At 36.3% G+C, this 11,897-nt stretch carries 15 protein-coding genes; 11 read left to right on the top strand and 4 right to left on the bottom strand.

The features are described from left to right. Positions 1–146: 146 nt before the first annotated feature. The gene (locus tag QV06_RS06010; protein WP_065237347.1) at positions 147–1,355 is read right to left on the bottom strand and encodes a LysM-like peptidoglycan-binding domain-containing protein; all 1,209 of its coding nucleotides are present in this window, start codon (positions 1,353–1,355) and stop codon (positions 147–149) included. Positions 1,356–1,551: 196 nt separating this feature from the next. Beyond that, complete coding sequence (gene epmB / locus QV06_RS06005) at positions 1,552–2,556, bottom strand: EF-P beta-lysylation protein EpmB (RefSeq protein ID WP_065237346.1); 1,005 nt, start codon at positions 2,554–2,556, stop codon at positions 1,552–1,554. A gap of 70 nt (positions 2,557–2,626) precedes the next feature. On the opposite strand from epmB, the gene efp reads away from it, so the two are divergent. Continuing rightward, positions 2,627–3,196 (top strand): elongation factor P, encoded by a 570-nt coding sequence (efp, locus tag QV06_RS06000; RefSeq protein ID WP_065234346.1) that lies wholly within the window; start codon positions 2,627–2,629, stop codon positions 3,194–3,196. Positions 3,197–3,278: 82 nt separating this feature from the next. Continuing rightward, a complete protein-coding gene (locus QV06_RS05995; protein WP_065237345.1) occupies positions 3,279–4,313 on the top strand; it encodes a glycosyltransferase family 9 protein in 1,035 nt (344 codons plus the stop codon). Here the strand turns inward: QV06_RS05995 and QV06_RS05990 are convergent. Then, positions 4,310–5,077 carry a glycosyltransferase family 2 protein gene (locus QV06_RS05990; protein ID WP_065237344.1) on the bottom strand — a complete coding sequence of 256 codons (768 nt, stop codon included), beginning with the start codon at positions 5,075–5,077 and terminating at the stop codon, positions 4,310–4,312. The genes QV06_RS05995 and QV06_RS05990 overlap by 4 nt on opposite strands. A 107-nt stretch (positions 5,078–5,184) precedes the next feature. Here QV06_RS05990 and waaA point away from each other — a divergent pair, with 107 nt between their 5' ends. Together waaA and coaD are read left to right on the top strand one after the other, a co-directional pair. After that, positions 5,185–6,456 (top strand): lipid IV(A) 3-deoxy-D-manno-octulosonic acid transferase, encoded by a 1,272-nt coding sequence (gene waaA / locus QV06_RS05985; RefSeq protein ID WP_065237343.1) that lies wholly within the window; start codon positions 5,185–5,187, stop codon positions 6,454–6,456. 7 nt (positions 6,457–6,463) lie between these two features. Next, positions 6,464–6,937, top strand: a complete 474-nt coding sequence (gene coaD / locus QV06_RS05980) for a pantetheine-phosphate adenylyltransferase (RefSeq protein WP_065234348.1) — start codon at positions 6,464–6,466, stop codon at positions 6,935–6,937. On the opposite strand, the gene QV06_RS05975 is transcribed toward coaD, so the two are convergent. Then, complete coding sequence (locus QV06_RS05975; RefSeq protein WP_065237342.1) at positions 6,925–7,698, bottom strand: 3-deoxy-D-manno-octulosonic acid kinase; 774 nt, start codon at positions 7,696–7,698, stop codon at positions 6,925–6,927. The two genes, coaD and QV06_RS05975, sit on opposite strands and share 13 nt — an antisense overlap. Before the next feature lie 16 nt (positions 7,699–7,714). Here QV06_RS05975 and QV06_RS05970 point away from each other — a divergent pair, with 16 nt between their 5' ends. The 7 genes from QV06_RS05970 to QV06_RS05940 all read left to right on the top strand — a co-directional run bounded on the left by QV06_RS05970 (position 7,715) and on the right by QV06_RS05940 (position 11,896). Continuing rightward, a complete protein-coding gene (locus tag QV06_RS05970) occupies positions 7,715–8,761 on the top strand; it encodes a glycosyltransferase family 9 protein (protein ID WP_065237341.1) in 1,047 nt (348 codons plus the stop codon). 132 nt (positions 8,762–8,893) lie between these two features. Continuing rightward, a complete protein-coding gene (gene rpsF, locus QV06_RS05965; RefSeq protein WP_065234351.1) occupies positions 8,894–9,271 on the top strand; it encodes a 30S ribosomal protein S6 in 378 nt (125 codons plus the stop codon). Beyond that, entirely contained in the window at positions 9,258–9,584 is a 327-nt protein-coding gene (priB, locus tag QV06_RS05960) for a primosomal replication protein N (RefSeq protein ID WP_065234352.1), read from the top strand. Before rpsF ends, priB begins: the two co-directional genes overlap by 14 nt. A gap of 12 nt (positions 9,585–9,596) precedes the next feature. Then, positions 9,597–9,824, top strand: coding sequence for a 30S ribosomal protein S18 (gene rpsR / locus QV06_RS05955; RefSeq protein WP_005759927.1), 228 nt, complete (start codon positions 9,597–9,599; stop codon positions 9,822–9,824). A gap of 21 nt (positions 9,825–9,845) precedes the next feature. Beyond that, positions 9,846–10,295, top strand: a complete 450-nt coding sequence (rplI, locus tag QV06_RS05950) for a 50S ribosomal protein L9 (protein ID WP_065234353.1) — start codon at positions 9,846–9,848, stop codon at positions 10,293–10,295. Positions 10,296–10,491: 196 nt separating this feature from the next. Next, entirely contained in the window at positions 10,492–10,956 is a 465-nt protein-coding gene (locus tag QV06_RS05945; RefSeq protein WP_065237340.1) for a YchJ family protein, read from the top strand. A 4-nt stretch (positions 10,957–10,960) separates the two neighbouring features. Beyond that, positions 10,961–11,896: an aminodeoxychorismate synthase component I gene (locus QV06_RS05940; RefSeq protein ID WP_082985050.1), complete on the top strand. Its 936-nt coding sequence runs from the start codon at positions 10,961–10,963 to the stop codon at positions 11,894–11,896. Position 11,897: the final 1 nt, after the last annotated feature.

The raw sequence follows: 11,897 nt of genomic DNA, 5'->3' as shown, positions 1-11,897 counted from the left end.
TTAGAAAATAATTATTAGCAACCACTTTGTCCACTTGGTGTAGTTTTTTAAAAATCAGCAACCATTTTGTCTACTACACCGACTTTTTTATAAGATGAAGAAATATGACAAGCCTATTGCCATTTGGCAATAGGCTTTTTATCAGATTATTTTTTATAGATATAGGTACCATTGCTTTGGCGAATAAATTTTGAACCATTTGGTAATTGTAGTTCAGAAACGCGACCATCATTATTTACTTTGACGGCTACTTTATCGCCAGGTTTAAAGCTGCTTAATGCATTACCTGCACCATTTGCTTTAGTCATTGCATTAACATCAGCAATATTTAATTTGTTATCACGGAATACCTGCATTAATGAAGTACCAGCTGGGACAGTTAACATCTTGCTTTGCCCACTGGAGGTAGAGGCGGTAGATGAAGTTGTCGCTTTTGGCGCTGTTCTTGGTACAGGTTTAGCTTCAACAACAGGAACTTCTTTGCCATTTAATAAGGCTTGTGCTTTACGACTTTCTTGCTGTTGTTTTGCTCTAAATTCTTCGCGAGCACGTTGTTCAGCACGCGCTTTAGCTTGAGCGATAAGACGTGCTTGTTCTTCTTGGTAAGCTTTTTTCTCAATTTGATTAATTTGTTCTTGAGAAAGTGCAGGTTGAGCTGGTTTTTCAGCTAGTGCTGCCGGTGTAACACTTGAACTATCAGATCCAGCAACGTTCGCAGCAGTAGGCGCATCAGTAGTGATTGGCGTATTATCGACTGGCGCAGGTTGAGCTGTTGGATTTACTGCTGCATCTTGGGTTAAAGTATTTGCTGTCGCAGCAGCATCATTTGTAGTAGTTGCGGTTTCAGTTGTTGGTGCAGTAGCTCCTTCTGGTGTCGCATTTGGTTGCGGCGGTGTATTTGCTTCTGCTGCATTTGGATCAATTGGTTGGAATTCAATTGGTAAATTATTATCTTGTGATTGTAGGTTATCGACTGGTTGACTATTTGGTTTTAACCAAATAAATAAACCGATAATAACCAATAGAACAACTAAACTAATGGCTAAACGGCGATAACGTGTTGGTAAGTTTTTAATTGCACTCGCTTTAGTTACGGCAACAGGCTCAGCGTCAAATTCATTGTATTGAGCTTGATTATTTTCTTGAGCTGGTTCAAAGGATGGTTGTGCAGTCTCTTGTTTTGCTACTTTTTTCGGTAGTAATCCTTTTAATTTATCTAAAAATGAAGATTCTGCTTCAGGGAGCTTTGTCGCTTTTTTGGGGGTAATAGGTTCAAACTCATCAAAATCAAAGTTTAATTCACTCTGCTTATTATCTACTTGATCAGGTTGCTGTTCCTTGTCGATATTACTCACGATATACCTCAAACTATTAAATACATAGGATAAAGATTTTTGCTAATAGTATAAGGGCTATGGATGATAGCCTTATATTGAGAATTCTTAATGCTGTGTGAGAAGTTTTGTTACTCACTAGGCTTAGTTAGATTTGCTATTTTAAAGGAAAAAAAGTTGTATTACTAAGCCTAATCTTGATTTATGGTAGAAAATTTTAACTGTACCAAGTTTTACTCGGTTCTCCTGCAATTTCTCGGGCTAATTTAGGCACAAGATAGCCAGAAGAAAGGATGATTAGTTTACGATAGATGGCAAGAGCTTGTTGATCATCGATCCAAAAATGGCTAGCACCTTCTACTTTATCTAAAAGGTGTAAATAATAAGGTAGTACACCATTAGCAAACAGCTTATCATTTAATGCTTTTAAAATTTCTGCACGATCATTAATCCCTTTTAATAAAACAGATTGATTTAGTAATACAATACCCGCTTGTTTGAGTTTATTCAGATAACTTGATAATAAAGGATCAATTTCATTCGCATGATTAATATGTAACACCATGACTTTATTAAGTGATAAACGGGTCAATCGTTGCACTAAATCATCCGTGATTCGTTGTGGAATTACCACCGGTAAGCGGGTATGAATGCGTAGCGTTTTAAGGTGGGTGATTTTTTCTAATTCAGTTATCAGCCAATCAAGCTCATGATCTTTTGCCATTAAAGGATCACCACCAGAAAAAATCACTTCTTCTATTTCTGGATGTTGAGCAATATACGTTAATGCTTGTTGCCAATTAGCTTTATTGCCAGGGTTGTCTGCATAAGGGAAATGACGACGAAAACAGTAACGACAATTAATAGCACAGCCACCTTTAACCATTAGTAAGACTCGATTGTGATATTTATGTAATAAATTAGGAACAGGATTATCTTGTTCTTGTAGAGGATCTTTGACAAATCCAGGCGTTGCTAAAAACTCTGATTGATTCGTCATAACTTGTAAAAAAAGTGGGTCATTAGCATCCCCTTTGCGCATTTTTGCAATAAAAGGTGATGGAACACGCATAGCAAATAAGCGGCGTGCGGCTAAGTCTTGCTGATAGTTTTCAATAGGAAGCTCTAATAATTTGAGTAATTTAATTGGATCAGAAATTGCAGTCACGAGATAATCTGTCCAACTTGATACTTCTCTAATCAGGTGGTTTTGAGTTATCATAAGTACTTTTAAAAACGTGAGCCTTTGTATTTAAAATAAAGGACGCTATTTTTTCATTAATGAGGATATTATGGCAAGTTATTCTACCAGTGATTTCAAACCAGGTCTTAAATTTATGCAAGACGGTGAGCCTTGTGTAATTGTTGAAAATGAATTTGTGAAACCAGGTAAAGGTCAAGCATTTACCCGTACTCGTATTCGTAAACTTATTTCTGGCAAAGTATTAGATGTAAACTTCAAATCAGGTACTACTGTTGAAGCAGCTGATGTTGTTGATACTAACTTAACTTTCTTATACAAAGATGAAGAGTTCTGGCATTTTATGAATAACGAAACATTTGAACAACTTGCAGCGGATGCAAAAGCAGTTGGTGATAATGATAAATGGTTGTTAGATCAAGCAGAATGTATCGTTACTTTATGGAATGGTTCACCGATCAGTGTAACTCCACCAAACTTCGTAGAGTTAGAAGTTGTTGATACTGATCCAGGTTTAAAAGGGGATACTGCGGGAACTGGTGGTAAACCAGCTACATTAAGCACTGGTGCAGTTGTTCGTGTACCACTTTTCGTACAAATTGGTGAAGTAATCCGAGTTGATACCCGTTCTGGTGAATATGTATCACGTGTGAAGGACTAATAATTAAGTATTAGTGGATAATGAAATACCCTAAATAAGAGATTATTTAGGGTATTTTTATGAACATTAAAAGGAGACTAAAGTGAAGAATCAGAATATTTTAGTTGTTAGAAATGATAAGTTAGGAGACTTTTTATTAGCATGGCCTGCGTTTGCTATGTTAAAACGCTCATTACCATTATCCAGAATTACGGCACTTGTTCCTGAATATACTTCGGAGTTAGCTCAAGCATGCCCTTACATTGATAATGTGATTATTGATGTAGGAAAAAATAGTTCTAAAGCTGAAAAGAAAAAAATGTTATCAAAAATACGGCAACAACATTTTGATAGTGTAATTGCTTTTTTCTCAGATCGGTATAATGCTACTTTGTTATGGAGAGCAAAAATACCTTATCGGTTAGCGCCTGCAACAAAAATTATTCAATTCTTATATAACTATCGGCTATCCCAACGACGTTCTAAATCAGAAAAACCGGAGTTTGTTTATAATTTGGATCTTGTAAGATATTTTCTAAAAACAAATAATATTGAAGCTATTGAGCCAAAATTACCTTACTTTCAATTTGAAAATGATATCCTTAAATTGCAACGTACTAAACTTATTCAACAACTTAAATTATCAACAGAGAGAAAGTGGTGTTTTATTCACTCAGGTACTGGAGGATCAGCAAAAAATTTAACATTACAGCAGTATGCTCGATTAGCTAAGGCATTAATGAGTTATTTTGATTATCAAATTATATTAACTGCTGGTAAAGGTGAATGTGAAAATGCATTAAAATTACAGCGTTTTATTAATGATGAGAGAGTAATCATATACGATAAAAATGATGGATTAGTGGATTTTGCAAAGTCTATTGCGTGTTGTGATTTATTTATTGCTGGTTCGACAGGACCTTTACATCTGGCAGCTTCATTAAATAAACCTGTTATCGGGTTTTATCCTAGTAAACGATCGGCTTGTGCATTGCGTTGGCAACCAATCAATGAAACAACTAAGCAGTTATTAATTAGTGCAGATCATAAAAATCCAGAAGAAACACAAATGTCACAAATAGATATTACAGTAGTGATAGAAAGAGCTATACCGTTTATTAAGTCATTGAATCTTTAATGATTTTGTTTTCTAATCCACAAATCAGCATATTTAATAAAAGTAGAGTGTGATGATAAGATTGCTAATAAAAATCCTTGTTTACCATCTAGAAATCCAGCTTTAAGTAGATACATTTTGATAAAGCAGCCTAAAGCATGAGATAGACCTTTAGCAAGAGAAGATGTTTTACCTTGAGTCTCTTTTTGGTCAGCCCATGCTTTTGCATAGTTCGCTGATTTAACTAAATAATGATGAAGATCTTTATAAGTATAGTGTAATAAATCACCATTTAATTTTTCTAAAGTAAAGCCTTTTGGTTGGATAACTTTTTCATGAACAAGGGAATCATTATATTGAGTATCTTGAGTGCGATAAAGTCTAGTAACAAAGTCAGGATACCAACCAGAGTGACGAATTTCTCTGCCAAAAACTTCACTAAGCCTACCAATTTGGTAGATTGTATTAGGTTTATTTTGTTGTATGGCAGAAAGGATACTTTGTTTTAATTCAGGAGTAATGATCTCGTCTGCGTCTAACCATAATACATATTCACTTTCAATATAGCTTTGTGCAATTTGTCTTTGTTTTCCAAAACCTTGCCAATGTGGATGAGAAAAAACTTTATTAGTATATTGATGAGCTATATTTAAAGTTGAATCGGTACTGCCTGAATCAACAATAACAATTTCATCAACCCAATCTTTAATGCTTTCTAAACAAGAAATTAGATTTTCTGCTTCATTTTTAACAATTAGTGCTACAGCAAGACGTGGTGATGACATAGTTCTTTCCTTGAGAATGTTGAATCTTTAGAATAATGCGTTCAGTTTAACATATTCAGTAAAAAGATGATAAGATTCAGGCTTATAATCATTAATGATGGATAAAGATGCTACGTTTAATTTATACACTATTATTCTTTCTATTATTACCATTTATCTTACTATTGTTTTTGGTTAAAAGCCGTAAGGAAAAAGGGTATCGGCTACGGTGGGTAGAACGTTTTGCTCTATTTAAAGTTCCATTGCAGAAAAACAGTATTGTGATTCATGCGGCTTCTGTGGGTGAAGTGTTATTGATCGCACCACTGATTCGACAGATATTGGCACAATATCCCAACACAAGATTAACCATTACTACATTCACACCAGGTGGTTCTGACCAAGTTAAATTGTTATTTGGTGAACAAGTGCAACATTGTTATCTGCCGTTTGATTTGCCTTTGTTGATGAAGCGGTTTTTACAACAGTTACAGCCAAAAGCATTTATTATTGTAGAAACTGAATTGTGGTTTAATTTATTACATCAATTACGTATAACACAAATTCCTACCTTATTAATCAATGCGCGATTATCAGCAAAATCAGCAAAACATTATCGTTATTTTCAGGCTGCACTAACCAATGTATGGCAAGGATTTACTGCCGTTGCAGCACAAGATGAATTAAGTGCTATGCGTTATCGAGATTTAGGCGTACCAGCAGAAAAAGTTAGCTGTACAGGTAATTTAAAGTTTGATTTAAATTTATCGGATGAGGTGATTGCGACTTATCGTCAGCAAAAGCAACAGATGTTTAATGATCGTCCTGTTTGGATTGCAGGGAGTACACACGCAGGCGAAGAGAAATTGATCTTAGAGGTACACCAACAACTGCTGGCAACTTATCCTGATTTATTATTAATTTTAGTTCCTCGCCATTCAGCGCGATTTGCGGAAGTAGAAGCCTTAGTACAAAATTCAGGATTAAGTTATCAAAAACGTAGCGAGGGTGGGATAATTTCTGCAGATACGCAAGTTATGCTAGGAGATACAATGGGAGAGTTGTTGAAACTCTATGCTTTAGCCGATATTGCTTTTGTGGGTGGTAGCCTTATTGAGCGAGGTGGGCATAACCCATTAGAGCCTTTGTTGTTTAAAATTCCTGTTATCTCTGGTCAATATACCTTTAATTTTAAACAAATTTATCAACAATTAACCTTAATCCAAGCCGTGATGATTGTGGAAAGTTCGGTGACAAGTTTAGCTTTAGCATTATCATTACTACTAACTGATCCTGAAGCCGTAAAACAGTATGGAGAAAAAGGATTTTCTTTTTTACAACAAAACCGTGGTGCTTTACAGCAAACTTTAGCTTTATTAAAACCTTATTTGAGTGAGTAAAAACATCATGATTACAATGATTTATCCTGGAACGTTTGATCCAATTACAAATGGACATCTTGATATTATTTGTCGTGCGGCGAAGTTATTTCCTAAATTAATTGTAGCGGTTGCGGCTAGCCCAAGTAAAAAGCCGATGTTCTCTTTGCAACAGCGATTGGAAATGGTAAAAGCAGCAACGGTGGAATTACCAAATGTTGAGATTATTGCTTTTGATGGGTTATTGGCTCACCTTATTTTAGAGAAAAATGTGCAAGGGATTATTCGTGGTGCAAGAACATCAAGTGATTTTGACTATGAACTACAATTAGCTCATCTAAATCGTCTGCTAACTAATGGAGTAGAGAGTCTATTTTTCCCACCATCAGAAAAATGGTCTTATGTTTCTTCAACTATGGTGAGAGAAATCTTACTGCATGGTGGGGATATTGGTAAATTAGTACCAGAGCGTGTTTTTCAATATATTGCTCAATGTGAATGATAGCCTTGCAGTAAAGTTTGCCAATTTTGTGGTGTAAACTGAATTTGATAACGATGTATCTCTTTTTGAAATGATCGATAAAGCCGTTGTAAATTGGCGGCTTTCCATTCATCTCCTTGACGAAAATCACATTTATCAAAATCAAGTAACCATAACTTATATTGCTGATTATCTAGCGATTGTAGCAGAATGTTGTGAGCATTAAGATCGCTATGAAATACCTGCTGGTCATGTAATTGGCGAATTAACTTGCCGATTTGTCGCCAAATGTCATCAGATAAGATTTTTTCTTGCAAGATCGCAATAAGATCGCGACCATTTTCAATTAATTCAATCAAAATATCTGCTTGGTAACAGAGTAATGTACGTTTTACTCTCGCAGCAATAGGTGTAGGAACAGGTAATCCTTTTTGTTTTAGTTGTTGCAATAGCTGAAACTCTTTGATACTGCGACATTGATTTAAGCCAGTAAACAAAAAGTGATCTTTGATAAGCTTACCGAATAAGCCACCACGATAGTAATGGCGTAACGCTGAATTACACTTTACTTGCTGCTCAGTAGCGATAAACCAAGTCACTCCGCGCCCTGTTGCGGAACCTAAAATTTTGTTTTGTCGTTTCCAATAAGCAGGGTCAAAATAATTTTCTAGATTTTGTTGTGCTAAGTTGGGGTGGAATAAATAGTGGATTTGACTCATTTTTATACTCAATGTACTGCGAACAAACCAGTTTTTGATTAAAATAGGCAACAATTTTAGCATATTGTGAGCAAAGATAATGACTCTATTTTCTCAACCACCACAATCATTATGTATTTTACGATTATCCGCTATTGGGGATGTGTGTAATGCGTTAGCGGCAGTTCAACAGATACAAGCATTTTATCCAAATACAAAAATTACTTGGATTATTGGTAAGGTAGAAGCGCAATTATTGCAAAATATCCCGGGAATTGAATTTATTGTTTTTGATAAAAAACAGGGGTGGAAGGGGGTATTCGCTTTATGGAAAAAATTACGCCCTTATAAATTCGATGCGTTATTAGATATGCAAGTTGCTATTCGAGCCTCGATTCTTTCATTAGGTATTCGAGCAACGTATCGAATTGGTTTTAATAAACAAAGAGCGAAAGAGGGGCAGTGGTTATTTACCAATAAAAAAGTGGGAGAAGCTAAAGGCTATCACGTATTAGATGGATTTTTAAGTTTTGCTGAATATATTGGTGTACCGATTCAGCCACCTCGCTGGCATTTTCCAATCAGTGAACAAGACCTTCAGTATGTTCGCCAATTTGTCGATTCAACCCGTAAAACAGTATTAATTTCACCTTGTTCAAGTAAAAAAGAGAAGGATTGGTTACTAGAACGTTATGTAGAAATTGCACGTTTGGCCGCCGAAAGAAATGTACAGGTGATTATTTCTGGTGCACCAACTCAACATGAAATGGCGGTGGCAGAACAAATTTGCCAACGTTGCCCACTCCCTATTTTGAATTTGGCTGGTAAAACAAGCTTGCAACAATTAGTTGCCTTACTGGGAGAAGTCGATCTTGTAATTACGCCAGATTCAGGACCAGCACATATGGCAACAATGCAAGGAACTCGTGTGTTGGGACTATATGCGTATCATAATCCACAACGTACTGGCCCTTATTATGATGTTGAAAATGTTGTTTCCGTCTATGCAGAAAATGCACAAAAGCAATATGGTAAAAAGTGGCAGGAATTACCGTGGGGAACTAAAGTGTACGGCAAGGATTTGATGGCACAGATTAGTGTGGATCAAGTGGCAGAAAAAATGTGGCAACTTTTACAGCTAAAATAGTTTTTTAACTTGCTTTTTGAGCAGATTTGAGTAAAATCTGCGCCTCACAGTCGTTCCGTTTTTTCGTTCCTTGCTTCCGCAGATTGGCGACTGGTCTATAGTCGGAGGCTGATTAACCCGTAAGGAGCAGTAATGCGTCACTACGAAATCGTGTTTATGGTTCACCCAGATCAAAGTGAACAAGTACCTGGCATGATTGAACGCTACACAGGTTCTGTAAAAGAAGCTGGTGGTCAAATTCATCGCTTAGAAGATTGGGGCCGCCGTCAATTGGCTTACCCAATTAATAAACTACATAAAGCACACTATGTGTTAATGAATGTAGAAGCACCGCAAGAAGTCATCGACGAGCTTGAAACAACTTTCCGTTACAACGATGCAATTCTTCGTAACGTAATTATTCGTACTAAGCACGCCGTAACCGAAGCGTCCCCAATGGTTAAAGCAAAAGATGATCGTAAAGCTTTAGCTGATGTTGATAACAACGATTTTGAGGATGCTGAAGAGTAATTTGAGGATTGATAATCGTTTTTCGCTAATCGGAACTGTAGTTTCACAGCCAAAACGACATCAAAGCCCAAGTGGAATAGCGCATTGCCAATTTTGGTTAGAACATCGTTCACAACAGCAAGAAGCTGGATTAACTAGGCAAGCATGGTGCAAAATCCCTATTCAACTTAGCGGTCATCAATTAACAAGTAAAACTCAAGGCATTACGGTCGGCAGTAAAGTTTGTGTTTCAGGATTTATCCATTCACATAAAACTAATCAGGGTATTGACCAATTAGTGTTACATGCCGAGCAAATCGAATTTATAGATTAGGAGAATAGCCACATGGCACGTTATTTCCGTCGTCGTAAGTTCTGCCGTTTCACAGCGGAAAATGTAGTAGAAATCGATTATAAAGATATTGCTACATTAAAGAACTACATTACAGAGAGCGGCAAAATTGTCCCTAGCCGTATTACCGGTACTCGTGCGAAGTACCAACGCCAATTAGCTCGTGCAATCAAACGTGCACGTTACTTAGCGTTGTTACCGTACACTGACAATCATCAGTAATTAACAAGAGAGGATACGGTAATGCAAGTCATTCTTTTAGATAAAGTTGTTCACCTTGGTAATGTAGGTGATCAAGTAAATGTAAAATCTGGTTATGCACGTAACTTCTTAATCCCACAAGGAAAAGCGGTTATGGCAACTAAAGCAAACATCGAGTATTTCGAAACTCGTCGTGCTGAATTAGAAGAAAAAGCAGCGAAAGCATTAGCAGCTGCACTTGACCGTGCTGAAAAACTTCAAGCATTAGGTTCAGTAACTATCGCTTCTAAAGCAGGTGATGAAGGACGTTTATTCGGTTCTATTGGTACACGTGATATCGCTGATGCGATCACTGCAAAAGGTGTTGAAGTTGCGAAGAGCGAAGTGCGTCTTCCTACTGGCCCATTACGTACCCTTGGTGAACACGAAGTACGTTTCCAATTCCATGGCGAAGTGTTTGCGTCATTAAACGTAATTATTGTTGCAGAATAATTTCTAATTATTCTAGATACATAAAAACCTCAGTCAGTTGGCTGAGGTTTTGTTTTTCTAATGTTGTCAAAATCAATGACAACCATTTGCCTACCATACAAATAGAAAAATAAAACGTCTATAAACTTTAGATAACTCTTTCTCTTTGCTGGAATTTTTCGTATTCTACGCAATTATTTTTTATAGGTCAGAAGTTATGCAGTGTCCATGCCAATCAGGTTTAAACTATACAGACTGTTGTCAGCCATTACACCAACAAACAAAGTTTGCACAAAATGCAGAACAATTAATGCGTTCACGTTATGCAGCATTTGTATTAGCAGAAATTGATTATATCATTACAACTACTGTGCCTGCTCAACAGCCATTATTAAATGCTAAAGCACTGCGACAATGGTCATTAAGTACAGAATGGTGTGGGCTAGAAGTAATAAAATTTGTTCCTGAAGCAGATAAGAATCACGCTTTAGTTGAATTTAAAGCCTATTATCAACAAAATGGCACAACTATGGCCCATCATGAATTATCCGCCTTTGTGTATAGCCATGATCGTTGGTATTTTCTTGATCCAACAGTGCTGCCAAAATTAACTATGAAACAACCTTGTTTATGTGAATCAGGCAAAAAATTTAAACAGTGTTGCGCACCATTTTTATTGTAATGTTATGACTGAACCTTTTTTCTTTTTAATTGATTTTGAACAGCAACAGCCACGAGTTATCCCATTTGCCGAAGCAGCAGAACAAGGAATTTATTTTAATATTTTAGGGATTAATAACATTCCTTCATCATTTATTACACCAGTAAAACCACTTTCTTTAACAGCTAAACCAATGGCATTCAGTGATTACCAGCAAGGGTTTAATTTGGTACAGGAGCAGATTCAGCGTGGAAATAGTTATTTATTAAATTTGACTTATCCGACAAAGATTGAAACTAATTATAGTTTGCGTGATATTTTTATGCTGAGTGAAGCACCATATAAATTATATTTCCAAGATCGCTTTGTGTGTTTTTCTCCAGAATGTTTTATCAGGATCAACAACAATAAAATTTATACCTATCCAATGAAAGGAACGATTAAAGCAGATATGCCTAATGCTAGAGAACAGCTTTTGTCTTGTAAAAAAGAGCTTTGGGAACACAATACCATTGTAGATTTGCTTAGGAATGATCTTGCAATGGTCGCAACAAATATTGAAGTTTCTCGCTTTCGTTATGCCGAATTAATTCAGACAGCACGTGGTGCAATCTGGCAAACAAGTTCAGAAATTTGTGGTGATCTCGATGAAAACTGGCGTGAAGATCCCATCTCATTATTGAAAACATTGCTGCCTGCTGGTTCTATTAGTGGAGCTCCGAAAGAGAAAACTATTTCAATCATTCAACAAGCGGAACAACAGCCTCGTGGGTTTTATACTGGTATATTTGGTTATTTTGATGGTGAAAATTTAGAAAGTGCGGTGATTATTCGTTATATCGAACAGACAGAAGACGGCTTACAATTTCGCAGTGGAGGTGGCATTACTCGGTATAGTGAAGTTACTAGTGAATATGAGGAATTATTGGCAAAAGTCTATATTCCGATAAATAAGAGGTAAA

The organism is Gallibacterium genomosp. 3, from assembly GCF_001678475.1.
Lineage (GTDB): Bacteria > Pseudomonadota > Gammaproteobacteria > Enterobacterales > Pasteurellaceae > Gallibacterium > Gallibacterium faecale.
Note: the sequence above shows the minus strand (reverse complement) of the source record. Positions and strands in the feature narration are given on the sequence as shown.

Excerpts from the sequence above, each read along its gene's own strand:
- rpsR (WP_005759927.1), top strand. The coding sequence starts at position 9,597 with ATGGCACGTTATTTCCGTCGTCGTAAGTTCTGCCGTTTCACAGCGGAA.
- priB (WP_065234352.1), top strand. The coding sequence starts at position 9,258 with ATGCTGAAGAGTAATTTGAGGATTGATAATCGTTTTTCGCTAATCGGA.
- coaD (WP_065234348.1), top strand. The coding sequence starts at position 6,464 with ATGATTACAATGATTTATCCTGGAACGTTTGATCCAATTACAAATGGA.
- QV06_RS05990 (WP_065237344.1), bottom strand. The coding sequence starts at position 5,077 with ATGTCATCACCACGTCTTGCTGTAGCACTAATTGTTAAAAATGAAGCA.
- rpsF (WP_065234351.1), top strand. The coding sequence starts at position 8,894 with ATGCGTCACTACGAAATCGTGTTTATGGTTCACCCAGATCAAAGTGAA.
- QV06_RS05975 (WP_065237342.1), bottom strand. The coding sequence starts at position 7,698 with ATGCTAAAATTGTTGCCTATTTTAATCAAAAACTGGTTTGTTCGCAGT.
- efp (WP_065234346.1), top strand. The coding sequence starts at position 2,627 with ATGGCAAGTTATTCTACCAGTGATTTCAAACCAGGTCTTAAATTTATG.
- QV06_RS05970 (WP_065237341.1), top strand. The coding sequence starts at position 7,715 with ATGACTCTATTTTCTCAACCACCACAATCATTATGTATTTTACGATTA.
- epmB (WP_065237346.1), bottom strand. The coding sequence starts at position 2,556 with ATGATAACTCAAAACCACCTGATTAGAGAAGTATCAAGTTGGACAGAT.
- waaA (WP_065237343.1), top strand. The coding sequence starts at position 5,185 with ATGCTACGTTTAATTTATACACTATTATTCTTTCTATTATTACCATTT.
- QV06_RS05940 (WP_082985050.1), top strand. The coding sequence starts at position 10,961 with ATGACTGAACCTTTTTTCTTTTTAATTGATTTTGAACAGCAACAGCCA.
- rplI (WP_065234353.1), top strand. The coding sequence starts at position 9,846 with ATGCAAGTCATTCTTTTAGATAAAGTTGTTCACCTTGGTAATGTAGGT.
- QV06_RS05945 (WP_065237340.1), top strand. The coding sequence starts at position 10,492 with ATGCAGTGTCCATGCCAATCAGGTTTAAACTATACAGACTGTTGTCAG.